Below are 23,722 nucleotides of genomic sequence, written 5' to 3' on the forward strand. Positions count from 1 at the left end.
CTGGTAATTGAGGCACACCTCTGCTGTTATTAGTAGAACCAGTATTTAGCCTGGGCGCTTGTGCTATTGGCAGTTCACCCAATTGAGGAACCCTTCTTTGATTTGCTGTGGTTTGAGCGCTAGGAGCGTTGGCATCACCGGGCTCCGGCGGTGGTGGATTCTCCGGAATGGGAATCAAGCCAAATGGGTCTTTTGCCCCTTGTTGCTTTTCTTTTCCCACCTCTGCCCTGCGCTTGTCGGGGTCAGTAGGTGGAATCAATTCTGAAGCTGTTACTGCCGCAACGGTGGGTTTTTGTTGTACTGGAGCGGGACTGGGTTTCTGTTGCTGCTCAACCGTTGGGTTTTGAAAACCCGGATTGGGTGACTGGGCTGTTGATGAGGTAGTAGGCGTGGGAGAACTACTACTTTCACTCCCTCCACCACCAAAAGGATTGCATCCACCCATCAAAAGAGCCAGCGTCGTTAAAAAGGTAAGTAATGAAATTTGACGCATTGCCAGTCTCCCAAAAGCTTTACAACCATTTGCCACAAAAGCCCGGTCTTTCGATATCCGAACACAAAGAGCGTGCCTGGTACATTTATATCACGAACTACCGCCGCTAATTCGTTGAGGAGCGGGACACATGAAAAATATTTTCGCAGGGTAGGCCAGCAGCCTTACGTGAATATACTTACTGTCGGCGACTTCCACTCCAGGAATATGTTGCTGGGACAGAGCGCGATCGGTTTATTTAATGTTAAGGCGTGATTTAACTAATTCGGCGTAAGTCCCCCGAATCACCTGCAGTCAGCTTAGCGGTGGGATATAAGCCAGGGGATGAATTCGGTAGTTGTACAATGTAGATGGTCGATGACCCGCCTGACTGTATGGAACATAAAGGCCAATTCCGAAGTAGCAGTAATATGCTTGCCGAAGAAACATCAGAGTTCAGGAAAGGAACATTCCTAGCTGGCCGCCATTGCATAAGTCCAAGGGATGTTGCATGAAAAAAAAATCTCTCCAACCTGCGGAAGGCGGGTTGCTGCCAGGGTAGTCACGGGACTACGGGAGTAAGGGGCTAGTCCCAAACCTCCGGAGGATAGGTAAGACCATCATCGGATGCTTGTTCCGAATACCCTCGTGGTATCTCTAACGTGGCACTGACCTATGAAACTGGAAGCCCCCACTACATTCGGTACGCCGATATAGTGGTGGGTACTTCACTCGTTGTTTCCTGCCATCAACTGCTTGAGCGAGTCCAGTCCCTTTTTGACACGACGAGATACAGTGACCACGCTGATATCCAAGCGTTCGGCAACCTCTTTTTGCGTTAAATCCTGTAGAAAAACAAATTCTAAGATTTCGCGAGTGCGGTTTTCTAGCTGCACGAGAGCCTGTTGCAGGCGAATCTGGTCTTCTTGCGCTAACTGAAAACTGCGATACCGAGGATCGGGTACGAGTTCTCCGAGGGAAGTAGAACCTTCTTCTTCATCTCCCATCGGTGTATCTAGGCTTAGAGGCGCACGATTTTGACAAGCCAACTTAATTTCCTGCCATTCTGTTTGGGAAATTTGTAGTGCAGCCGCCACTTCTGCATCCGTTGGCTGTCGATTGAGCTGCCCGTGGAGCGATCGCGTTACCGTTACAGCCTGCCGTTGTAGTGTCAGCCAGCGTCGCGGAATCCGCACAGACGAGCCTCTATCTCGTAAATAGTGTTGGATTTCACCTCGAATATAGGGAAGGGCAAAAGAGCTAAAGGCATGACCCTTGCAGATTTCAAACCGCTCAATAGCCCGAATTAAACCCAAGCAGCCCACCTGAAGCAAGTCCTCGTAGCTTTCTGAGCATTGATTGCTCCAGTAATGCGCTTCTTTTCTAATCAATCCGTAATTGAGTTTTACCAACTGATTGCGGATAGCAGCCGATCGCGATCTCTGGTACTCTCGCAACAGCTGCAAGCTATCATTCTTCAACGTATGAGATAGAGTCGTAGACATGGCGGAGTTTATGGGGTAGATACAGGAAACCAAGATACGCCCAGATCAGTCTTATCAAGTTGGCACTAAAAAAGCTGTGATCTGTGACCGGGTAAGCTGCCAACACACCTATTTGGTGGCGCAGAGCCAGCTACAGGTGGCCTGAAAATAAAGCTTAACCCAAACTTTAGTGGCAACCCACTTTCTTTTTAGAGCGACTATGGCTCTTAAGAAGGCTACCTGCTCTGCCGCAATTACTCAAGTCACTCTTTAAGAATAGTTATATCCAACTTAGACAGACAACCTCATTTATACTGAATTTTCTGGCAATGCGCTCTCCAGAGATATAAGTAGCGTGTAAGAAGATAGCACGAAAAAAGGGCGCAATGCGCCCTTTTTTGAGTGGCAATATCATCCATCGCTGGGAAAATATACTTTGCGCGGCCTGCTCTTGGGCATTTTTCACTTATGAGAGTTCCTTGCTTTTGAACAATTAACCATCAGCAAGCAACAGCCCGGACGCGAAAATGTAGCAGCGAGTGACCGAGGGCAGTATAACTAGGGCTTGATGTGCTGATTTATGCCTGTGCCGGTTCCAAACGAGCGTAAAACAGACCGCGAATCTTCACTTCCTTAGCGTCGGCAGCTCCCAAATCGGTATCCGAGGGCTGTTCGCTCACAAAAGTTCCAGCAATCTCACCCGTGCTGCTATCTACCTTCGCTACTTGCAGAGAAATCCTACCCTTCTTGACTTCAGCACGCTTGACGTTGGCGCGATTCAAACCTTCAGCATCGGCTGAAGATGGAAAAGCCACCGCGTTGTCATATCCCGTAGCTTCACCGCGACCTTTCGGATCGAGGAAGCCAGCACTCCGATAGGAGGGAACGTTAAATTCTCCTTCAAAATCCGTGGAGGTATTAATACTTTCCGCACCGGGCTGACTTGTGGCTACTAATTGTTTGATGGTAAATAGGAAAGGCACTCGTTCGCCACCAGGCAGCTGCACCGTAATGGCTTGGAAGTCTAACCCATCTTTTTCAGAGAACGTCAGGCTACCATCGTCGTTCACTTTCAGTGGCCCCTGCACTTGGTCAATGCTAGAGGTGTACCGCGTCAACAACTTCCCTGGAACAAATTCTGCCTCTTGCCGTTTGTTGGCCGGCTCTTCCTTGACGAAGAAAGAGGTCGGTTGCAAACACAAACCTTTGATGATATAGGACTCACCGGCTTTAAGGGGAATAGAACCGCGAGTTGTTTCCTCCAACTGCGGACAGTTATTAGCGAGCCCTGTACCCCTAATCTGGTCGTAAGTTAATTGCTCGGTGCTGGTTGCAGTTGCCGAACCTTCACTACAAGCAGTTAGCACACTCAAGCACAATGCCAGGAATGCAACGATTAAACCGCGATACCTCATGGTTAACCTCAATACTAACCTCAGTTTCTACTTAATCTCGAATGTCAAAATCACTGCCAGTGCCAGAAAGAATCGGGCGACTTGACTCAGGCTTTGAAAGCGATGGCTTCAAGACCTTGAGCGAGGATCTCCACGATTCACAATGATAGACCCGTTGAACTGCTGCCTAGTTTAGGCTGAATTCTTAGATCTTTTATTGGCTCGGCTAAATCCCATACAGCATTTTACAGAAAAATGCGCTACATCCCACGGCTTGAGGACTTAGGCATTTCAAGGTCGAACCGAAGTGTAAGAGGCCCTGCGGGTCAGATCTGGCAACTCAAAAAGGTTGTAGGCATGAGACGTACTTACCCATACTTCTTGCCTGTTGGCTCAAGAACGTTGCTGGGTAAGTCTTGGGCTAAAGAAAAAACTCAATTAGTTACGTTATATTAAGAATAGTTTAGTTTTGTTCAAATATGCTTTGTAAGTCTTATCCTTAGCTCATTGCTGGAAAAAAGGTTTTTATCCTTGATAATGGTATAGAAAAACCATTAGCTAATATTTGAGAGATCGGCAAATTAGTAAGTAGCCTGTTAAAAAACTTGAATGCAGGCACAACATTGGAGAGTGTTTACCCATGCTTGGCTCAATTCAGAAAGTAGGAATCATAACATTAACTGTTTCTTCTTTGGGTATCGCCAGTAACATTATTAATCCGCTCCCATCCCTGGGGCAAGTGGTGACATTTGCAGATGGCACCTATTGTCAAGGGTCGTTTCAACCTAACTCTCTTACCCTTAACGGTAGAGGCGTATGCGTATACGGAGGGAGTGGAAATGCGAGGGCCACCTACAGAGGGAACTTCCGCAATGGGGTGCCTAATGGCACAGGCGTATTCGTCTTTGGAAATGGAGACCGCTACCAGGGACAGTACCTCAACGGTCAGCCTAATGGGAGAGGAGAATTTATATACGCCGACGATAACCGCTACCAGGGACAGTTCCGCAATGGGGTGCCTAATGGCACAGGGACATTCATATTCGCAGATGGCACTCGCTACCAGGGACAGTTCCGTGATGGCCAGTTCCACGCCAGAGGGGTATTAATATATACGAATGGCGATCGCTTCCAAGGACAGTTCATTTTAGGCCAGCCAAATGGACTGGGAGTTTACACAGCCAGCGATGGTACGCGCTGTCAAGGAGAGTACTTCAATGGCGCTTTTGATGCTAGAGGAACTTGTACAGACGCCAAGGGTAACCGCTACCAGGGAGAAATTCGCGCGGCTAAACCTCACGGCAGAGGAAGCATCCTATATGCCAATGGCGAGCGTTTTTCAGGACAGTTCCGCCAAGGTGAGCCCCTCCGATAGCGAAGGTTTTGCCCCCCTAGCCCCCCAAATCTGGGGGGAGAACAGTCCTGTTCCCCCCAGATTTGGGGGCTAGGGGGAGAAGAGCTTATGACCAAGATTAGTCTTTTTTTGGTAGGGAAATCTGGACTCCTCCTTGAGGTGTGATAATTACTTTGCCACCTAGCGCTTCAATGCGACTGATGGCTAGCTTGCGGACGCGATCGTCTACTTTATTCCCTAACACCATAGACCAAGCACCGACTTGAGCTGACTTGCTATTCGGGTTTTTAGATAGAAATCCAGCCGTTCTCTCAGAGATGGCGGCAATACTTTGACTTTCTGGGTCGTTCCGACGACTAGCCCACTGGGCCGCCATTTCAAACGATCGCTGGGCTGCTTTTGCCTTGCCTAAAAATAGTAATTCATCAATTCCTTTATAGCGCCAAACGTAATAATATTTTCCTGGCATTTCGGGAGAAAGCGACTTTAATCCTTTTTCCATTAAAGCAATAGACTTTTCTGGCTTCCCTGCGTAGAGAGTAGTGCTTGTAGATAGAAAAATATATGCCTCGAAAAATCTTGGATCGCGCTGTATGATAATGTCAAAGTATTCTGGACTCAGTTCGTATCCCGTGCGATCGCGTGCCACATCGTCCCCAAAGTATTGAAAAAATTTAAGTAGTACCGAATCGGCAATTAAATTATTAAAGCCCAGAGATGGAATATTTTTAGTCACATTAATACGTACTTTTTCCGCCTCTATTTCCTTCTTCAAATCTTCAATTGAGGCGCTTTTTGATTTAGTCAAGATCAGATTTAAATTAGGCAATTGCAGACCTGCAATTGCTAACAGACACACCAGGGCTACTGCGGAGGAAACTAGCGATGAATTCAGTTTTTGCCAAGAAAGTAAAAACATTTATATTACCCTTCCGACTTTATACACTACCTTTATAATATTGTATGGTTTAAAGGTCAATATGCCATGACAACCTGCATTATATAGTACTTATGTACTATCTTAGCCTAAAAATGATTTAATTAGAGATCGGCAGCACCCTGTAGAAATTGAGTATCTTAGATATTGTACCCTTCCTGATGTCCACTACCTAAGCAGTTTTGCTCAGAGACACACCCCCTAGTAGTATAGGGTGCGCTCCCCGGCAACCAACAGCTAGAATTGATGCGTATATCCTGAGCCAATTTTGCTCACAGAGACACCCCCTGACGAGTTCAATTTTAAAATCAGCCATGAAATGCAAAATTTGTGAATCAGAATCAATTCATTTTGCAAATTCTAAAATCCTAAATAAATATGACATCGATTACTTCCAATGTAAAAATTGTGGCTTTGTGCAAACTGAAGAACCCTACTGGCTGTCAGAAGCATATTCTAATGCCATAGCCAGTAGTGATGTTGGCTTGGTATCCAGAAATATAATGTTGTCAAAAATATCCAGCCATATAATTTTTGCTATTTTCAACTCCAATGGTAAGTTTCTAGATTATGGTGGTGGCTATGGCTTATTTGTGCGGCTAATGAGAGACTCAGGTTTGGATTTCTTTTGGGATGATAAATTTTGTGAAAATATTTTTTCTCAAGGTTTTGAAACCGAAAAACAAGAAGGTAATATTTATGAATTGGTTACAGCTTTCGAGGTATTTGAGCATTTTGAAAATCCTCTTGAGCAAATAGCAAACATATTAAGCTATTCGAGGAACGTTTTATTCAGCACAGAATTACTTCCAGAAAGCAATCCGAAACCCGATGAGTGGTTGTACTATTCACTTCAAGAAGGTCAGCACATTTCAATTTACACAACTAAGGCACTATCTATAATTGCCGAAAAGCTGGAACTAAACTTCTATACAAATGGATCATCCCTGCACCTGATAACAGAAAAAAATATAGCTCCAATTTTATTTGAAAGCTTGGCCTATTGTGAAGCACCGCAATTAAAAAAGACATCACTAACCCAAAGAGATTATTTTAAAGCGATTGGAAAGGTCGATTATGACAATAAACAGATCGCACATACTTACCAATCCATAAATATTAAGAAAGGGATGACTCTTATCGTTGATGGGATATTTTTTCAGTTATATAAAACGGGAATATCACGAGTTTGGAAATCATTGCTTGAAGAGTGGGTAAAAGATGGTTTGGCAGAACATATTATTGTGCTTGACAGAGCGGTAACTGCCCCGAAAATTCAGGGGATAAAATATCGCGTTGTCGAACCTTACAATTATAGTAGAACAGCGCTCGATCGCGAGTTATTACAGCAAATATGCGACGAAGAAGATGCTGACTTATTTATTTCAACTTACTATACAACACCTATATCAACGCCATCCGTTTTCATGGGTTATGACATGATTCCGGAAGTTTTGGAAGGTAATCTTAATGAACCAATGTGGCAAGAAAAGCATTTTGCTATCCGCCACGCCTCTGCCTACATAACGATTTCAGAAAATACAGCACGGGATCTGGTTAGGGTTTTCCCCGATATTTCCGCAGAGTCTGTCACTGTTGCTCATTGCGGTGTTAACAGCACTTTATCACCAGGAAGCCAGGAGGAGGTTGAGAGGTTTAAAACAAAGTACGGTATATCAAAGCCATACTTTATTTTAGTAGGTTCGCGAAGTGGATATAAAAATGGAGAATTGTTTTTTCAGGCATTTGACAAACTCTATAATAAACATGGCTTTGATATTGTCTGCACGGGGTTCGACTTGGAATTCGAGGATGAGTTTAGAACTTATACTTCTGGCAGTACCGTATATATGCTACCACTCAGCGATGTTGAATTGAAAGCAGCTTATTCAGGTGCTGTAGCATTAGTTTTTCCCTCCCTGTATGAAGGTTTTGGTTTACCTGTCCTGGAGGCGATCGCTTGTGGTTGTCCGGTGATTACTTGCCCCAACGCCTCTATTCCTGAAGTGGCAGGAGAAGCAGCGTTATATGTCAACTCCGATGATGTTGATGCAATGGCAAATGCCCTCTGCGATGTCCAAAAACCGGCTATCCGTAACTTCTTAATTGCTGCTGGTTTGTCACAAGCGAAAAAGTTTTCCTGGTCAACAATGGCGAGTAAGGTGCGATCGGCTTTGATTAGGGCTACTCTCTTGCCTTTAAAGTTAAGAGATATTAATATCATCATCTTCCCAGATTGGTTGCAACCAGAAGAATCTCTATATTTGGAATTGGAAGCAGTAATTAGGGTTATTGGAACCCATCCGGATAGAAGCCAAATGACTCTACTGATTGACACAAGCAATATTTCTGAAGAGTCAGAAATAGATGTAGACCTTGCTTTATCTAGTGTTGTCATGAATCTTCTTATGCAAGAAGATATAGATGTCACTGATGGACTGGAAATTTCACCCGTTGGCCAGCTTGATTCACTGCAATGGGAAGTTTTGTTACCTCGCATTCATTCTCGGATTATCTTGAAAAATGAAAACGAACAGGCGATCGCACAAGCAAGACTGGAGAGTATGCGGTTATTTCAGCTAGATAGTCTTGCCAATACGCGATTATTTCCGCAAGGTTAAACAAGCTAGGCATGAATTTCACTTAATAGCAACATTGTCGTAGGGAGTCCTGAGAAATGAAACAATCTAAAGCCATTGTCACTTTAGCAATCGGTGAAAAATATTTGCATCACTGGAAAACCTTTGCAGAAAACAACTGGCAAAAATATGCAGATAAGCATGGATACGATTTAATTTGTATTGACACGCCCCTGGATAGTTCAGAACGGGCGCAAGCCCGTTCGGCTTCATGGCAAAAGTGTCTCATCCTCAGCCAGGAATTTTCCCAACACTATGAGCAAATTGTGTGGATTGATTCAGATATTCTGATTAATACATCGATCGCACCCTGTATTGTAGAAGGCGTTCCGATTGAAAAAGTTGGGGCTGTCGATTATTGGTCTTCTCCCACAGCAGAGTTGTTCTCTCAAACGTTAGAAAGAGAGTACGATTACTGGGAATCGCTTGGAATACCCTTCACAAAAGACTGCACAGCCAAAGATTACTACACTAATTATGGGCTCCCCTCCCACTTTGACAAAATTGTGCAAGCGGGAGTGATGGTATTATCCCCCCATTACCATCGGGAAATATTAGAAAAAGCCTATTTTGGCTATGAAGAAAAAGGTGGTTCCGAATGGCATTACGAAATGCGACCGCTTTCTTATGAACTGCTGAAAGCAGACTGCGTTCACTGGATCGATCACCGCTTTAACTTGTGTTTTTATCCCTACGTTATTCTGTATTACCCATTTTTGCTAGATGATTTACCAGCAGATTATAGTTTATTAGCAGATCCTAAAATCCCGATCGATCTAGGTTGGCTATCTATTCATATACAAAAAAAGATATGTGCAACGACTGCTTTTATTAATAGCTTTTTTTTGCACTTCGCTGGCTGTGCCAGGAAAATGGAACTTGTAGAATTATCAGCTACTTCATGGCGCGATTGTCGAGATGCCAAAATTAGAGCCAGTGTTTTCCATGATATGGCTTGTACCTATGCTGAACAAGGACAGATGGAGCAAGCGATCGCCTTCTTTGAAAAGTCCCTAGAACTTAAAGAACGCATCAGCGATGTTCTAGGTAAAGCAACAACATTAGCAATGCTAGGACAACTGTTCGCATCTGAAGCAATGCTGGGACAGATGTTGGGAGATGATCAAGGAGAATTTGCTACTGCACTGGACTACTTGCAGCAATCCCTAGAAATATTGCAGCAGCTTAAATCTCCCGATGCCGAAAGGATTAGAGACATCATCACTAATGTGGAGCAAATGGCAGCAGGTAAATGATTCGCTTCAGGTTGATTATTTATACCTCGCCCACATTTGTTCATAAGCTTTCTCCATTTCGCGGGTAAACTGCTTACCATTCCATAGCGGGGAAGTTTGTCTTGATGCTCGTAGCTTCCAAGAAATTTGCTGCCGCAAAGAGGCATCTTTACCCAAGCGTACACCCCATTCTACATATTCTTCATCAGTCCTAGCAATTCCTTCTGTTACACCCACATTCATCAACATGGTGTAGCTATTGCGACTGGCAAATTGTTCTCCCACTCTCGTTACCAAAGGAATACCCATCCAAAGAGTTTCGAGAGTAGTTGTAGCTCCATTATAAGGATAAGTATCTAGAACTATATCAGCAATACCTAGATTTGCGCGATGGGTTTCCTCAAAAGCAACATCTTCTAAAAAACGCAGGCGTTCCTCACTCACTCCCTCTGATTCGGCGATTTGAATAAAGAAGCTTTTAATTGATTCTTCATCAGCCGTTCCTTTAATTAAAAAGTAGCTGTTTTCCACTTCTTTAATTATTTTCATTTGCAATCGAACTATCTCTGGATTTCGCTTAAATCCCATCTGCGAACTGAAATATACTACTGCATCGCTAGGAATATTTAACCCATCGCGGCGTAAGGTTGGTACGCCAATTTCAAAACCATCCACGGCTATATAAGTTTGTGGTAGTCGCCATAAGGTTTCGCTGTAGTAATTTTGAGCCGATTCTGATAAAACATAAGGGTCAGCGATGAAGTAATCAACATTGGGTATTCCCGAAGCATCCCATCCTAACCAGGTAACTTGAATAGGTGCTGGTTTTACAGATGTAATTTCGCAGATAATATCTAAAGTGATGCTATCGAGGTCTATCAAAATATCGATTTCATCTTGATAAATTCGCTCGGCGATTTCGGCAGCTTCTAATCCAGATTTATAGGCTTTATCTACCTGACTGACATACCATTCTTGCAACGGGTCTTTTCTTTGTTGAGCATTAATTAAATAGGCGTGAATTTGAAAACGTTCTCTGTCGTGATATTTAAATAGCCATCTAGCTAGCCATCCCACCGAATGTCTTCTCAAGCAATGAGATAAATAGCCAATCTTTAAACGTTTATTTTCATTAACTCTTCCCGAACGGTATTTCGCAGATCGATCGCTGGCATAGTTTTGAATATTTGAATTACAAATTTGAGCTACTTGATTTTGCAATTGCCTGTTCTTTTTGATATCATCTTTAAAGTACGGTAAAAAGTAAGTTGAAGAAAATAACCTAACAACTGTAGTGGGATCGAGATTTGTATTCTCTCCTTCAAATAGCGAATTTAAAAGTAATTCGTGTCTCTGTAACACCTCGCCAACTTCTGACCAATATTCACCAGCCGCCACCATCAGTCCTCGAATAATCAGATGGTTAGCGAAAACTTTTTCTGCCACTCCTGGAAATAAAGAATAACATAATTTAGCTATTTCTATACCTTTAGAATACTCACCAGCATTTTGATAAAATCCAGTTAACTGAATCAATACTTCTGGATTTATTTTTTCTAGACGTAAAGCCAGTTCTAAAAAGCGTGCTGCTAAAGCCGATTTGTGCGATGAGTAAGCTATTTTAACTGAATTTAAAATTAGAATATCTACAAAAACATAAGATTCTTGGATGTATGGTATACAGGCTTCTGCCAATTCCAGAGATGATGGGTGTAAAGGTTCTGCATCTAAAACACTCCCCAATACTTCCATCAATAATTTGGAATCTAAATTTACTGCTTCCCCAGACTGAAGAATTTCAATTACACCTAAAGAGGTGAATTCCTCGCCTGTAAAAGTTTCCAACTTAATGGCAAGCTGAATTAAGTGCAACAAATTGTTAATATCTGTTGGATTAATTTCTCGGATGTGCTGTCGGAGCATCCAAGCAACTGAGTTGTCTGAGAGAGTTTGTCGCCGTTCCGCTTCTGTTTGTAGAACCTGGAGCAATTCTGCTGTCCACATCTCAATTTCTTCGGTTTCGCCAGATGCTATGACTGAGAACCAAGTCATTTGAGCTTCTGCTTCTTTTTCCTGCAAAAGCAACATCAATCCCAAATGCCAATAGTGGGAGTGGATATCCGGTTCAGATGCTATTACCTGTTCATAGAGACTTGCAGCTTGAGTGTAGTCTCCTTGGACTAGACATTGATAGGCTTGCTGCTGCCAATTCACCGCGTCAGTAAAACTCATAGGTATACACCAATCGCTGTACAATTAACATCCTCACAGCGCGCTAATCCTTACCTTGACACTCTCCCGTTACAGCGTAGCTTAACGGGAGATTCTTGTTTCATCGAACGCTGCTTTTTAGCACGAGTGCTATCGAGTCTTAAACGCTCTCCACAAGCTTGAAATTCCGACTGCCCATCGGTATTGGTTGACAGTATTCTGATTCCTTCTTCCCGAATATTTTTGGCTGCGTTCTCATCCCTATCGTGGTGGGTTTGGCAATTTGGACAAACCCATTCACGAACGCTTAAATTCAGGGAATTATTCTTGAAATTGCAGCAATTACAAAGCTTTGTACTAGGAAAGAATCTGTCAACTTCAACAAGTTTTCCTCTCGCTCTTTCCAGTTTGTAGCTTAAGAAATTTATTAGCATACCAAAACCGGCATCTAGTATTGATTTAGCTAGCTTAGTACGCGCTAATCCTTTTACGCAAAGGTTTTCCACTACAATGACTTGATTATCGTCAACTAACTTTCTAGAGAGTTTATGAAGGAAGTCTTGCCTTGTATTCGCTATTTTCTCATGGACTTTGGCTACTCTTTTAACCTGCTTCTTGCGGTTATTAGAGCCTTTTTCTTTTTTGGATAAAGCCTGCTGCCTACGTTTTAGACGTTTAGCGTACTTTCTGGTAGGTTTGATTGGGTCAACTTTGTAGTAGGTTTTACCGTCAAACACTGTTACCAAACTATTTAATCCTAAATCGATGCCCGAAATTTCACCTTCTTTAGCAGGTTGTACATCTTCAACCTCAAACAAGATAGCGGCAAAATATTTATCTGTGCTTGTTTTGGAAACGGTGACAGATTTAATCTTGCCATTAACAGGTTTTGAGATTTTAGCTTTGACAATTCCTAGCTTAGGAAGTTTGAGGCCGCTACCTTTTATTGAGCAACTTTCAGGATATCGAAGCGATTGTTTACCATGCTTACTCTTGAATTTAGGAAATTTAGCACGATGTTCAAAGAAGTTCTTGAATGCTGATTCTAGATTCTTCAATGATTGCTGTAATGTGGCAGCAGTAGCTTCTGACAACCAGGAATAATCAGCCAGCTTTTTGAGTTGGGTTAAGTCTTTCGCCATGTCGCAATAACTCAACCCTTTTCCTGTTTCTTGAGCCTGAGTATTGGTTTTATTAAGGTAATAATTCCAAACAACACGGCAGCAGCCAAAGTTTTTAGCTAGGGCTGTTTGCTGTTCTTTGTTTGGATAAATTCTTACCTTCAAAACATTTAGCATCAGGGAACTGGTACTCAACAACTGCTATTATACTACTTGCCGCTATTAGTCGTCAACCATGTATCATCACGGATTTAGGTCTGTTTACAAACTTAACGCTCATATTGTATTGGTTGTGAAGTACCGTAAAAAAGCTATCAGCAAGGAAATACTGACGAGGCGACAAGAAATATTTGTTGATACACTTAGGAAGTGGGATTGTGATTTATTGGAGTTTAATGGCGAATCAGATCATGTACATTTACTGATTGACTACAAACCCGACAAGCCACTATCAACTTTGATCTGCAACCTAAAAACAGTTAGTAGCAGGCTCATACGCTCATAGAATCCAAGTCTTGCTCAAAGGTATTTTTACGGTAAGCCTTATTTTTGGACTGGTTCTTATTTCGTTGCTAGTTGTGGTGGTGTAACAGTTGAGCAGTTAAAGCATTATGTAGAAAATCAAGGCCAAGTAAAAAACTGATTCGCTATCGCTCAATTTATTAGTTGGTCGCAATTCATCTCCCGTTACAGCACAGCTTAACGGGAGATGAATTGCTTAAGATAGCAAGTATAAGTAGGGTGGGCAATGCCCTTGACAGGTACAGTATAGAGCTTCTTTTGGTTCAAGCTTAAAAAACAAAGTGAGTAGCGTATACTTTCACTACCCACTTTGTCAAAAACTTGAGTTGATTCAGGCAACAACCATTCCAGATAGGATGGCTCTTTTACTTGAGAGGAGTCATGCCAGTACCGCACTTGATTCCTTCAGCGTCACCTCCCGCTGTGGTGGTGGGATCTGTGTTAGCCAGACCTTCACACACTACTGCCTGCGTGGTTTTGTCTCCGGTACCTACCAGACGTACACCTCCGGTGTACGGCTTGAGAGCCTTCTTCAGAGAGTCACCATTTTGGGTTGCCAAGACATCGGCTTGAACAGCGTTCGCAACGATTTTGTAAGCGTAGTTAGTGGTTTGAGTTTTGATGCCAACTCCTAAACTATTCCAGGCCGGGTCGTCGGTACCTGTTACAAAGCTACCGAACTCGGTGTAGTAGGCTTGCTGACCTTTGTTGACTGAACTGGTATACTGCTTAGCTTCGGCCTGCTTACCTTTGTTTGCTTGGTTAAGGAAGGATGGCAAGGCAATAGCGGCAAGAATACCAATAATAATGATAACTACCAACAGTTCAATTAGGGTGAAACCTTGTTCGCCTGTCTGTTGTTTCTTTTGGTTGAGGTGTAACAGTAACTTGGTTTTAAATGTAGTATTCATGAGAGGTTTTTCCTTCAGCTCTAGGTGGGTGTCTTCTGCCTTATACATATAACTTACCCACCTTCCTTCAATTTCATATCACCTGCATGAAAAAATTTTTTTTTCGGTGCGTCAACCCTTTCCTAGTCTGCGTTCCAGAAGTACATACCCGATCTGCTCCAGGGTAGTCAGTATCTGCTTGACCATCTCAAAGGCTTCGTTTTCCTCGATCGGCTGTAAGGTGGCAGGATTTACAGGTCTGACTTGTTTCCATCGCTCCACCAGTGCCCCGATCGGCTGTGGCCCCTCTTGGAGGGGTAAGACGCACGCTGTCACTGTAGTGTCCATCAAAAAGATGGGGTCTTTGAGAAAAGGCAGATATTTGCCGATCTCCATCAATATAATGTCGCTAACGCAGGTAACCATTTCTTTTTTGATTTCTGGGGTTCTCAGCCCAGGATGGATATGCACCAGAGCTTCTTGCCAGTCTGCCATCGTCCACTCATCAACTGGCACTACCGGGGAAGCTGAGTTGAGGTGCCCACACCAAAAGTCAAGCAGGCGGTTGACAGGATGCAACAGTTCAAATAGGTGCAGTCGCTCTTCCACGGAAAGAGTAGGTAAGCTCGTTCCCAGAAACACCGGCAAGTTGTCTGGCTCTTTGAACAGCTCCATCAAGTCCCAACTCGTCGGATTCACCATACTAACAAACTCTAAGTCAGCAGATCTCAAAGCTGAAAACATTTCTGGAACAGTGTAGCCTTTATCTTCCTGGAATAAATAATTCATCAGCAACCCTTCTTCGTCATTCTCGGACTCAGGTTCCCAGGTGTATACCTTCAGAGAGACATTATCTTTCAAAGCTTTCATCGTGTCCCGAACCAGGTCAATCTCCAATTCTCTGGGATTTTCATCCATAAGCCCCATCATTTTAAAGACTTGTTGAGCCCTATAATAATGAACCCGCTGTAGTGAACTATGGAGATTAGTCCGAATGACTCCATCTGCTTTGAGAACCGACTTCATTGCCTGCAATCCGGCAACTGGATCGGGCAAAAGATACAATACTTCGTCGTTGTTAATGTAGTCAAATTTAATACCAAGCTCTGGCAAATTCTCAATAGATAAAGTGTAGAATTCAGCTTCAAATCCGTGATACTGCAAGCGCTGTCTTGCCAGTTTAATAGATTCTTCTGATATGTCAATGCCCACAATTTTGGCTCCTGGATTGGCTACCGCCAATTCTAGGGTTTTGTAGCCACTGCCACAGCCAGCGTCTAAAATCACCTTACCTTCAGTTTCTATAACTCTTTTGTATCTAAGGTAGTAAGCAGTTACTATGTTATGGACATAAAGCCATTTAAGGTCATTTGGGTAATAATCCAATGGAACTCTTGGATAAGGGGCTGTGTCAAATTGCTGACGAATTTTATCTAGTGAATCAGATGCTCTATCTTCCATTTTGATGCTCTCTTTTTGCTCAATTTTCTCAATTAACTGTCACAGAATTCTACAAACTCTCTTGGCCGGGACGTTCTAGGAGTACATACCCTACCTTTTCCAGGGTAGTTAGTAGCTGTTTGACAGTCTCGAAGGCTTCTTCGTCACCGTAAGGCTCTAGGGTCACCGGATTTACAGGTCTGACTTGTTTCCAGCGCTTCACCAATACTTCGATCGACTGTGGCCCCGACAACAGGGGTAAGATGCAGGCTGCTGCTGTACTTTCTATTCCCAGGTTCGGATCTTTGGCAAATGGCAGATATTTACTGATTTCAATCCTTCTGATGTTAGTCACACCGGCAACCAACTCTTGTTTGAGTTCTTCCGTTCTCAAGAGCTGAGGATGCAGATGTACCAAAGCTTCTTGCCAGTCAGATCCTGTCCACTCATCAACTGGCTCAACCGGGTTGGCTGTGTTGGGGTGAGTACACCAAAAGTCAAGCAGGCGGTGGATAGGATGCAACAGTTCAAATAAATGCAGCTGCTCTTCCACCGAAAGGTCTGGTAAGCTGATGCCTAGAAACACTGGTAAGTCGTCTGGCTCTTTGAACAAATCCATCAAGTCCCAGTACGGCCAATTCACCATGCACATCAACTCTAGGTCAGCTATTCTTAAGGCGGAAAACATTTGTGGGATGGTGTAGCCGCGATCGCCCTGAAATAAATAATTCATCAGAATCCGCTCTTCGCTTCGATCGAACGCAGGTCTCCAGGTGGTTGCCTTGAGAAGAACATTATCTTTCAAAGATTTCATAGTTTCTCGAACTAATTCTATTTCCATTTCCTGGGGATTTTCATCCATCAATCCCATCATTTTAAACACTTCTTGAGAGCGAAAAAACTTGGCTCTCTGTAGTAAACTATGGAGATTGGCACGGATGATTCCATCTGGCTTTAAAACAGACCTCATAGCCCGTAATCCGGCACCTGGATCGGGGAGAAGATACAATACTTCGTCATTGTTAATGTAATCAAATTCTAGACCAAGGTTGGGTAAATCCGCGATTGAGAGAACATAAAATTCGGCGTTTTCAAACCCGTGATACTGCAAGCGCTGTTTTGCCAGTTTAATAGATTCTTCTGATATGTCAATCCCCACAATTTTTGCGCCGGGATTGGCTACCGCTAAGGCTAGAGCTTTGTAGCCACTGCCACAGCCTGCGTCCAAAATCACCTTCCCTTCAGTTTCTATAATTTTTTTGTATCTCAGGTAGTAGGGAGTTACTATGTTATGGATATAGAGAAATTTAATGTCATTTGGGTAATTATCCAAGGGAATTCTGGGATAAGGTGAATTCTCAAATTGCTGACGCATTTTCTCTATTGAATCAGATGCTTTATCTTCCATTGTGAAGCTCTCCTTATGGTTAATTTTGACAATTCACTCAAATCGAATTATAAAAAATTCTGCTTTTGAGTATGCTCAGTTTTGGCTAGAGACTTGTTCCAGAAGTACAAACCCAATCTGTTCTAGGGAAATGAGCAGTTGCTTAACAGATTGAAAGGCTGCTTGTTCGTGAATCGGATCTAGGGTGACCGGATGTAGGGGTCGCACTTGCAGCCAGTTTTGCACCAGTGACGGTATGGACTGCGTTTCCTCCAACAGGGGAAGAAGCATCGCAGTTAGGGTACTGTCTATCAACAAGGTGGGATCTTTAGCAAATGCTAGATACCTACCGATTTCAAACATTTTGAGATCGATCGCGCAGGCGTACATCTGTTGTTTGACTTCTGGCACTCTCAGGCTAGGGTGCATATACACCTGAACCCCCCGCCAGTCCTCATCCGTCCACTCAGCTACAGGGCTCGGAGGGGCAGATGTGTTGGGGTGAGCGCACCAAAAGTCAAGCAGGCGGTGGATAGGATGCAAAAGTTCAAATAAATGCAGCCGCTCTTCCACCGTAAGGTTCGGTAAGCTTATTCCTAGAAACATCGGCAAGTCGTCTGGCTCTTTGAACAAATCCATCAAGTCCCACTGCGGCCAATTCACCATGCTGACAAACTCTAAGTCAGCTGCTTTTAAGGCGGAAAACATTTCTGGGATGGTGTAGCCGCGATCGCCCTGAAATAAATAATTCATTAGAATCCGCTCTTCGTTTCGATCGAACTCAGGTCTCCAGGTGTTTGCCTTGAGAAGAACATTATCTTTCAAAGCTTTCATCGTTTCTCGAACTAATTCTATCTCCAATTCTTGGGGATTCTCATCCATCAATCCCATCAAACGAAACATTTCTTGAGCCGCAAAAACATCTATTCTTGCTCTTAAACTATGGAGGTTAGCACGGATGATTCCCTCTGCTTTTAGCACTGACTTCATTGCTTGCAATCCAGTAACTATGTCGGGCAGCAGGTACAAAGTATCGTCGCAGTGAATGTAGTGAAATTCTATCCCCAGTTTGGGTAAATCATAGATAGAGAGAGGATAAAAGTCTACGTTTTTAATGCCGTGATATTTTAAGCGCTCTTTTGCTAATTTAACAGATTCTTCTGAAAGGTCAATACCTACGATTTTTGCCCCAGGATTGGCGACGGCCAAGGCTAAGGATTTGAACCCACTGCCACAGCCTGCATCTAAAATTACTCTTTCTTGAGTCTCTACAACTTTTTTGTATCTTAGGTAGTAAGCTGTCACTATGTTGTAGAGGGTAAGATATTTCATGTCATTTGGATAATCTTCCAAAGGAATTCTTGGATAAGGTGCTACATCAAATTGCTGACGAATTTTTTCTAGAGAATTTAATGCTTGTTCATCCATTATGTAGATCTCCGGTTTTCTATTCGCAAAACGAATTGAAGAAAAGTTATTAACTAGCTTACCGTTTTTAGTCAAAATTAACATTACTGGCCACTTTTTGCTGGCTCTACCTTGGTGACGAGGAAAAATTACTTGCTCAGATCGATCGAAATGATGTTACAAAACTTTATGCTATATTAGTCGTAGTCGTTATGAGTTTATTTTAAATGGCAAACCCGACGGTAGAGAATTTGGTGATTATTGGCTCTGGGCCTGCGGGCTATACAGCGGCTATCTATGCGGCGAGAGCCAACCTGAAACCCTTTGTGTTTGAAGGCTTTCAAGCTGGGGGGTTGCCCGGTGGACAGCTGATGACGACAACTGAAGTGGAGAATTTTCCGGGCTTTCCGGAAGGGATTGCCGGGCCAGAATTAATGGATAGGATGAAGGCTCAGGCACAGCGGTGGGGGGCTGAGTTAGTCACTGAGGATGTGATTTCCGTTGACTTAAGCGTGCGTCCTTTTGTTGTACGTTCTGAAGAGCGGGAAGTTAAAACTCACAGTGTGATTGTTGCCACAGGTGCTACAGCAAAACGCTTGGGATTACCCAGTGAGCATCAGTTTTGGAGCCGGGGTATCTCTGCCTGCGCTATTTGCGATGGGGCTACTCCCATTTTCCACGGCGCTGAACTGGCGGTGATCGGAGGGGGTGACTCGGCGGCGGAAGAATCGATTTACCTGACTAAGTATGGTTCTCGCGTGCATATGCTGGTGCGGGGCGATCGGATGCGTGCCAGTAAAGCGATGCAGGATCGGGTGCTGAACAACCCGAAAATTACGGTTCACTGGAACAGCCAGCCGATCGATGTGGTGGGTGAGGCCGATCGCATGAATGGGCTGAAAATCCGCAATACTCAGACTGGCGAGGAAAGTACGCTGACGGTGAAGGGGTTGTTTTATGCGATCGGTCACACTCCCAATACGTTTTTGTTTAAGGGGCAGATAGAACTCGACGAAGTAGGTTACATTGTCACCAAGGACGGTGTAGAAACGAGCGTGGAGGGCGTCTATGCGGCTGGCGATGTGCAAGACCACGAGTTTCGTCAGGCGATTACTGCTGCCGGTACTGGCTGTATGGCGGCGATGCTGGCAGAACGGTGGCTCTCAACAAATGGCCTAATCCAAGAATTTCATCAAACGCCTGCTTCTGAAAGACCTGATACTCCAGCAGCTGCGAAGAAAACCGAGGCTGAGGAAGAATCGGAGTTTAAACCGGAGGGGACGCGCTACAGGGGGGGCTATGCTCTGCGGAAGTTGTTTCACGATAGCGATCGCTTGCTCATGGTCAAATACGTCTCACCCCATTGCGGCCCTTGTCACACCCTCAAACCCATTTTAGACAAGGTGGTGGATGAATTTGACGGCAAAATGCACTTTGTCGAGATTGACATTGAGCAAGATCCAGAAATTGCCGAAAATGCTGGTGTGACAGGAACACCCACAATCCAGTTCTTCAAAAACAAGGAGCTTTTGACTGAACTCAAAGGTATTAAGCCAAAAAGCCAATACCGCCAGCTGATTGAACAATATCTATAGATGACTATAGCAACCGCTCTCGTCGATTAGGGCAGTAGGGGCGAAGCATTCGGGTAGTAAATCTTCGGTTTTAACCAATAAATTATATGCCCGAATGCTTCGCCCCTAGCCCCTAGCCCCCTCCCCAGATTTATGGCTTAACCGACGAGAGCGGTTGCTATAATACCAAATCCGCAACGATTACCCCCTTTATGTCTCTAGGCTGTAGAGACGTTCCATGAAACGTCTCTACAATGTTTAGACCAAAAATTAAAGGGGGTAACCAACCCGGATTTGTTATTACCTATTAGCCATACAAACTTGTGTCAACCCAAATAACTCCTGCATTTACTAATGTAGACAGAAGAGGAACAATATCAGTTTCCCAATCGCAACCTGGTAACCAGCTTGAGAATTCGCTAGCCGTAAAGCTATCTCTACTCAATAAATCCTCAACGAAAGAGCGAGTTAGACCATTCAAATCTATTTGCTTGTGACCAAATTTGATTCGACAACCCTCTCCATCATTTAATTCATAGATTCCGAATCGCTGAAACTTTAGGATTTTAAACTTTGTGTTAATTCCGCTAGGAAAAACATTAAATCCAGCTTGACTTGGCAATGAGTATTTCTCAAATGGCATTGATAACCGGGCTAAATATTCGATATACTCAGATGCAATATCCCGATCGGATGAAACAAAGAACTCAACCAAGTCTTGAAATAAGCCGTCTATGTAGTTAGACCCAACGCCATAGTCATCCTCTCCTGTCATTAATGGCATACTTTTACGCCAAGCTTCCCTCTGCCGCAACTCTCTAACCAACCAATCCAGAAAGTCAACACCCGATCGGCAAATTACTCCAACACTTAGATGTAAAGATGGTTCATCGAGAGCAAGTGCGTAATGCCAGTGTCCTCGCGGTACGTAAAGAACATCACCCGGATTTAAGACGCAGGTCAAATACGGCTTTCCATCAGGAGGTGAGAATACATTAGATCTTTCCCCTGGCAAAGGGTATTTAATTGTATCCTCAAATATGTGCCATTCTTTCCTGCCATCTATTTGTAGTATGAAGCCCTCTAGGATATCAAAGTGGGATGTAAAACCTCCTTTTCTAGGCCAAGAACAAAAAGCGGTGCAATTATTTATTGGATGGCCTAATTCGTGGCTAATTTCCGAACTTAATTCTGCTATTTCTGGAATTATTTGATGTAGCGCATTTACGATTAGAGTGGCTCCTTGTTGACATCGCTGTATAAGATTCGCTTTAGGGTCTTCCCTATCTAAATGCTTACCGTTTAATACTAATTCTAAGGTGGGATAGCTAAGTGGATAAAAATTAAGTAGATATGTTAGCTTTTCCCACGAAAAAAGATGCTTAAATCTTTGGGATTCTTCACTGGAAATTACAACTGCTTTTTTCGTCCAATTTTCTGTTAAAAATTTTTCTAGCTCGTAGGGACTAATTAATTTGGCAAGTGCTTTCATAATCGATGTCTCCGCAGGCAGATGGATGGATAGGATGTTAAAAGATTGATTTTACCAAAAAATATTGCTCAATGGTTACTACAGTGAGTCGTTCTTATTTATAACACCCTTTTAAAACAAATTTACGGTAAATAGCTATTGACTTTTATATTAATTGGTGGTATGTAAGGAAAAGGCCAATCACCAAATGGTACGTTCGTTAAGACAATTTCCCTTAGAATGGGGCAATGGGCTTAGAGAAAGCAAGTTCATTTCCATCTCCCATACCCGACAAACGATGATTTTTCCAGTTATCTTAGTGCCATGAGGTTATTACCCATTACAGATTTACCATTCACCAACATGAAATTTGTTGATTTGCAGATCCAGGCGGCAGAGTGTTTGGCTCAAGACAAATATGCTGAGGCTGTAGCTCTATACGCGCAATGTATAGAAGCCAATCCCCTAGTTTTGTCTAACTATTGGAAATTAGGGCTAGCCTGGGTTCTTCAAGGAGAAGAATTAGAAGGGCAAGCTTGCTGGTTATCAGCGATCGTAGAGGGAGATGCCGCTCAAGTTGACGAGCGGACAGAAGAACTAATTAAGGTATTAGAAGCAGAGGCACTTGAGCGACTAGAGTCAGGTAAATACGAACAAGCAGAAAAGATTTATTTGCAAATAATAGAACAGCATCCAAACCATAGTGTAGCGTATAAAAATTTAGGCAATGCTGTCTTCAATCAGGGTAAGCTAGAGGAGGCGATCGCATACTACCAGCAAGGTCTTACCCTCGATCCTGACGACGCTATAACCTACTATCACCTGGCTATTGTATTTCAACAGCAGGAGAAATTAGAAGAAGCGATCGCTTACTATCAACAATTTCTTACCCTCAATCCTAATTCTGCTGCGGCTCTCAACAATATGGGCCAAGCCTTTCAGGCGCAGGGCAAGTTAGAAGAGGCGATCGCTTGCTACCAGCAAGCCCTTACCTTAGATCCCAGCGACGCTTTGACTTACAACAATCTGGGTACTGCCTTGCAAGCGCAGGGCAAATTAGAAGAGGCGATCGCTTGCTTCCAACAAGGTATTGTCTTGGAGCCGAACAACGCTATTGCTCACAACAACCTTGGTCTTCGTTTTTTGAAAAAGCATGACTTCGAGAAAGCTATAGCTTCCTACAATCGGGCCATTGAAATCGATCCGGATTATGTGGAAGCTAACTGGAACCGCGCATTACTACTGCTTCAGATCGGAGACTATAAACGTGGATTTGCTGAATACGAATGGCGCTGGCGACGGGAGAAGACCCCAGCCCGTCCTTTTGCTCAACCCCTTTGGGATGGTTCAACCCTTGAAAGTGGTACAATCCTGCTTCATGCTGAACAGGGTTTTGGGGATACAATTCAGTTCATTCGCTATGCACCTCTAGTCGCACAGCTTGTTGGTCATGTGATAGTTGAATGTCACCAGCCGCTTGTCAAATTACTGACAACAGTTACTGCTATCGAAAAGGTAGTAGCTAGAGAAACAACGTTACCTGAGTTTGATGTCCAGGCTCCACTCCTCAGCCTGCCCTATATCTTAGGGACAACCCTAGAAACACTACCAGCCCAAATTCCCTACTTAAGCCCTTTAGAACCCCTTAGCGTTAGACTTGAGACACCTCCTGAAACTTGTCGGAAAGTGGGGATTGTATGGGCTGGAAATCCCGAACATCCAGACGATCGCAACAGATCGTGTTCTTTAAACCACTTCGCGAGCCTTTTAAATACACCCGGCGCTGCTTTCTACAGTTTGCAAAAAGGGCCTTCTGTGGCAGAATTAGCTCAATTTTCCTGTCAAGTACCGCTCCAGGATTTGAGCAGTCAACTTCATGATTTCGCCGATACTGCTGCGGTGATAGACCAGCTCGATCTAATCGTTAGTATAGATACCTCTGTTGCTCATCTAGCTGGGGCGTTGGGCAAGCCAGTATGGCTGCTTTTATCCTTTAGCCACGACTGGCGATGGATGAGCGGGCGAGATGACAGCCCTTGGTATCCCAGTATGCGCTTATTTCGGCAGAATCGGTCTGGTGATTGGGAAGATGTGTTGAGACGGGTAACTGAAGCTCTCTTAAAGTTGACAGATGCCGATTTTAGCGATTAAATTTAGAAACATGAGCAAAGTTAAGCAGAAAGC

General features: G+C 43.6%; 16 protein-coding genes and 1 pseudogene. 6 read left to right on the plus strand and 11 right to left on the minus strand.

The window, feature by feature from the left end; all coding sequences use genetic code 11:
- The 3 genes from LAY41_RS20560 to psbO form a co-directional block, all read right to left on the minus strand.
- Positions 1-493 (minus strand): hypothetical protein (locus LAY41_RS20560; RefSeq protein WP_249102403.1); only part of this gene is annotated, 493 nt, incomplete at its 3' end.
- A 707-nt stretch (positions 494-1,200) separates the two neighbouring features.
- Entirely contained in the window at positions 1,201-1,977 is a 777-nt protein-coding gene (locus LAY41_RS20565) for an RNA polymerase sigma factor SigF (protein ID WP_249102405.1), read from the minus strand.
- Positions 1,978-2,534: 557 nt separating this feature from the next.
- The gene (gene psbO / locus LAY41_RS20570; RefSeq protein ID WP_249102408.1) at positions 2,535-3,371 is read right to left on the minus strand and encodes a photosystem II manganese-stabilizing polypeptide; all 837 of its coding nucleotides are present in this window, start codon (positions 3,369-3,371) and stop codon (positions 2,535-2,537) included.
- A gap of 619 nt (positions 3,372-3,990) precedes the next feature.
- Between psbO and LAY41_RS20575 the strand changes: the two genes are divergently transcribed.
- Positions 3,991-4,725: an MORN repeat-containing protein gene (locus tag LAY41_RS20575; protein WP_249102410.1), complete on the plus strand. Its 735-nt coding sequence runs from the start codon at positions 3,991-3,993 to the stop codon at positions 4,723-4,725.
- A 97-nt stretch (positions 4,726-4,822) separates the two neighbouring features.
- Here LAY41_RS20575 and LAY41_RS20580 read toward each other — a convergent pair whose 3' ends face one another.
- Positions 4,823-5,623, minus strand: a complete 801-nt coding sequence (locus tag LAY41_RS20580) for a hypothetical protein (RefSeq protein WP_249102417.1) — start codon at positions 5,621-5,623, stop codon at positions 4,823-4,825.
- Positions 5,624-6,057: 434 nt separating this feature from the next.
- Between LAY41_RS20580 and LAY41_RS20585 the strand changes: the two genes are divergently transcribed.
- Positions 6,058-8,262 (plus strand): glycosyltransferase, encoded by a 2,205-nt coding sequence (locus LAY41_RS20585; RefSeq protein WP_249102419.1) that lies wholly within the window; start codon positions 6,058-6,060, stop codon positions 8,260-8,262.
- A gap of 56 nt (positions 8,263-8,318) precedes the next feature.
- The gene (locus LAY41_RS20590; protein WP_249102421.1) at positions 8,319-9,536 is read left to right on the plus strand and encodes a tetratricopeptide repeat protein; all 1,218 of its coding nucleotides are present in this window, start codon (positions 8,319-8,321) and stop codon (positions 9,534-9,536) included.
- A 15-nt stretch (positions 9,537-9,551) separates the two neighbouring features.
- Here LAY41_RS20590 and LAY41_RS20595 read toward each other — a convergent pair whose 3' ends face one another.
- Together LAY41_RS20595 and LAY41_RS20600 are read right to left on the minus strand one after the other, a co-directional pair.
- Entirely contained in the window at positions 9,552-11,747 is a 2,196-nt protein-coding gene (locus LAY41_RS20595; protein ID WP_249102424.1) for an O-linked N-acetylglucosamine transferase, SPINDLY family protein, read from the minus strand.
- 50 nt (positions 11,748-11,797) lie between these two features.
- Positions 11,798-13,024: an RNA-guided endonuclease InsQ/TnpB family protein gene (locus LAY41_RS20600; protein ID WP_249102425.1), complete on the minus strand. Its 1,227-nt coding sequence runs from the start codon at positions 13,022-13,024 to the stop codon at positions 11,798-11,800.
- A gap of 58 nt (positions 13,025-13,082) precedes the next feature.
- On the opposite strand from LAY41_RS20600, the pseudogene tnpA reads away from it, so the two are divergent.
- Positions 13,083-13,490: pseudogene (tnpA, locus tag LAY41_RS20605) on the plus strand (IS200/IS605 family transposase).
- A 244-nt stretch (positions 13,491-13,734) separates the two neighbouring features.
- Here tnpA and LAY41_RS20610 read toward each other — a convergent pair.
- From LAY41_RS20610 to LAY41_RS20625, 4 genes are all read right to left on the minus strand, one after another.
- The gene (locus LAY41_RS20610) at positions 13,735-14,280 is read right to left on the minus strand and encodes a type IV pilin-like G/H family protein (RefSeq protein WP_249102428.1); all 546 of its coding nucleotides are present in this window, start codon (positions 14,278-14,280) and stop codon (positions 13,735-13,737) included.
- Between the two features lie 111 nt (positions 14,281-14,391).
- Complete coding sequence (locus LAY41_RS20615; protein WP_338023033.1) at positions 14,392-15,744, minus strand: methyltransferase domain-containing protein; 1,353 nt, start codon at positions 15,742-15,744, stop codon at positions 14,392-14,394.
- 25 nt (positions 15,745-15,769) lie between these two features.
- Complete coding sequence (locus LAY41_RS20620) at positions 15,770-17,131, minus strand: methyltransferase domain-containing protein (protein ID WP_338023034.1); 1,362 nt, start codon at positions 17,129-17,131, stop codon at positions 15,770-15,772.
- Between the two features lie 51 nt (positions 17,132-17,182).
- Positions 17,183-18,550 (minus strand): class I SAM-dependent methyltransferase, encoded by a 1,368-nt coding sequence (locus LAY41_RS20625; RefSeq protein ID WP_420840335.1) that lies wholly within the window; start codon positions 18,548-18,550, stop codon positions 17,183-17,185.
- A gap of 170 nt (positions 18,551-18,720) precedes the next feature.
- Here LAY41_RS20625 and trxB point away from each other — a divergent pair, with 170 nt between their 5' ends.
- Positions 18,721-20,088, plus strand: coding sequence for a thioredoxin-disulfide reductase (gene trxB / locus LAY41_RS20630; protein ID WP_249102435.1), 1,368 nt, complete (start codon positions 18,721-18,723; stop codon positions 20,086-20,088).
- Positions 20,089-20,374: 286 nt separating this feature from the next.
- On the opposite strand, the gene LAY41_RS20635 is transcribed toward trxB, so the two are convergent.
- The gene (locus LAY41_RS20635; RefSeq protein ID WP_249102438.1) at positions 20,375-21,559 is read right to left on the minus strand and encodes a cupin domain-containing protein; all 1,185 of its coding nucleotides are present in this window, start codon (positions 21,557-21,559) and stop codon (positions 20,375-20,377) included.
- A gap of 303 nt (positions 21,560-21,862) precedes the next feature.
- Here LAY41_RS20635 and LAY41_RS20640 point away from each other — a divergent pair, with 303 nt between their 5' ends.
- Positions 21,863-23,689, plus strand: coding sequence for a tetratricopeptide repeat protein (locus LAY41_RS20640; RefSeq protein WP_249102441.1), 1,827 nt, complete (start codon positions 21,863-21,865; stop codon positions 23,687-23,689).
- Positions 23,690-23,722: the final 33 nt, after the last annotated feature.

This window comes from Argonema galeatum A003/A1 (genome assembly GCF_023333595.1).
Lineage (GTDB): Bacteria > Cyanobacteriota > Cyanobacteriia > Cyanobacteriales > Aerosakkonemataceae > Argonema > Argonema galeatum.

What these genes read in the sequence shown, in the direction of transcription:
- LAY41_RS20575 (WP_249102410.1), top strand. Translation starts at nt 3,991, where the DNA reads ATGCTTGGCTCAATTCAGAAAGTAGGAATCATAACATTAACTGTTTCT.
- LAY41_RS20640 (WP_249102441.1), top strand. Translation starts at nt 21,863, where the DNA reads ATGAGGTTATTACCCATTACAGATTTACCATTCACCAACATGAAATTT.
- psbO (WP_249102408.1), bottom strand. Translation starts at nt 3,371, where the DNA reads ATGAGGTATCGCGGTTTAATCGTTGCATTCCTGGCATTGTGCTTGAGT.
- LAY41_RS20635 (WP_249102438.1), bottom strand. Translation starts at nt 21,559, where the DNA reads ATGAAAGCACTTGCCAAATTAATTAGTCCCTACGAGCTAGAAAAATTT.
- LAY41_RS20565 (WP_249102405.1), bottom strand. Translation starts at nt 1,977, where the DNA reads ATGTCTACGACTCTATCTCATACGTTGAAGAATGATAGCTTGCAGCTG.
- LAY41_RS20580 (WP_249102417.1), bottom strand. Translation starts at nt 5,623, where the DNA reads ATGTTTTTACTTTCTTGGCAAAAACTGAATTCATCGCTAGTTTCCTCC.
- LAY41_RS20595 (WP_249102424.1), bottom strand. Translation starts at nt 11,747, where the DNA reads ATGAGTTTTACTGACGCGGTGAATTGGCAGCAGCAAGCCTATCAATGT.
- LAY41_RS20590 (WP_249102421.1), top strand. Translation starts at nt 8,319, where the DNA reads ATGAAACAATCTAAAGCCATTGTCACTTTAGCAATCGGTGAAAAATAT.
- LAY41_RS20610 (WP_249102428.1), bottom strand. Translation starts at nt 14,280, where the DNA reads ATGAATACTACATTTAAAACCAAGTTACTGTTACACCTCAACCAAAAG.
- trxB (WP_249102435.1), top strand. Translation starts at nt 18,721, where the DNA reads ATGGCAAACCCGACGGTAGAGAATTTGGTGATTATTGGCTCTGGGCCT.
- LAY41_RS20600 (WP_249102425.1), bottom strand. Translation starts at nt 13,024, where the DNA reads ATGCTAAATGTTTTGAAGGTAAGAATTTATCCAAACAAAGAACAGCAA.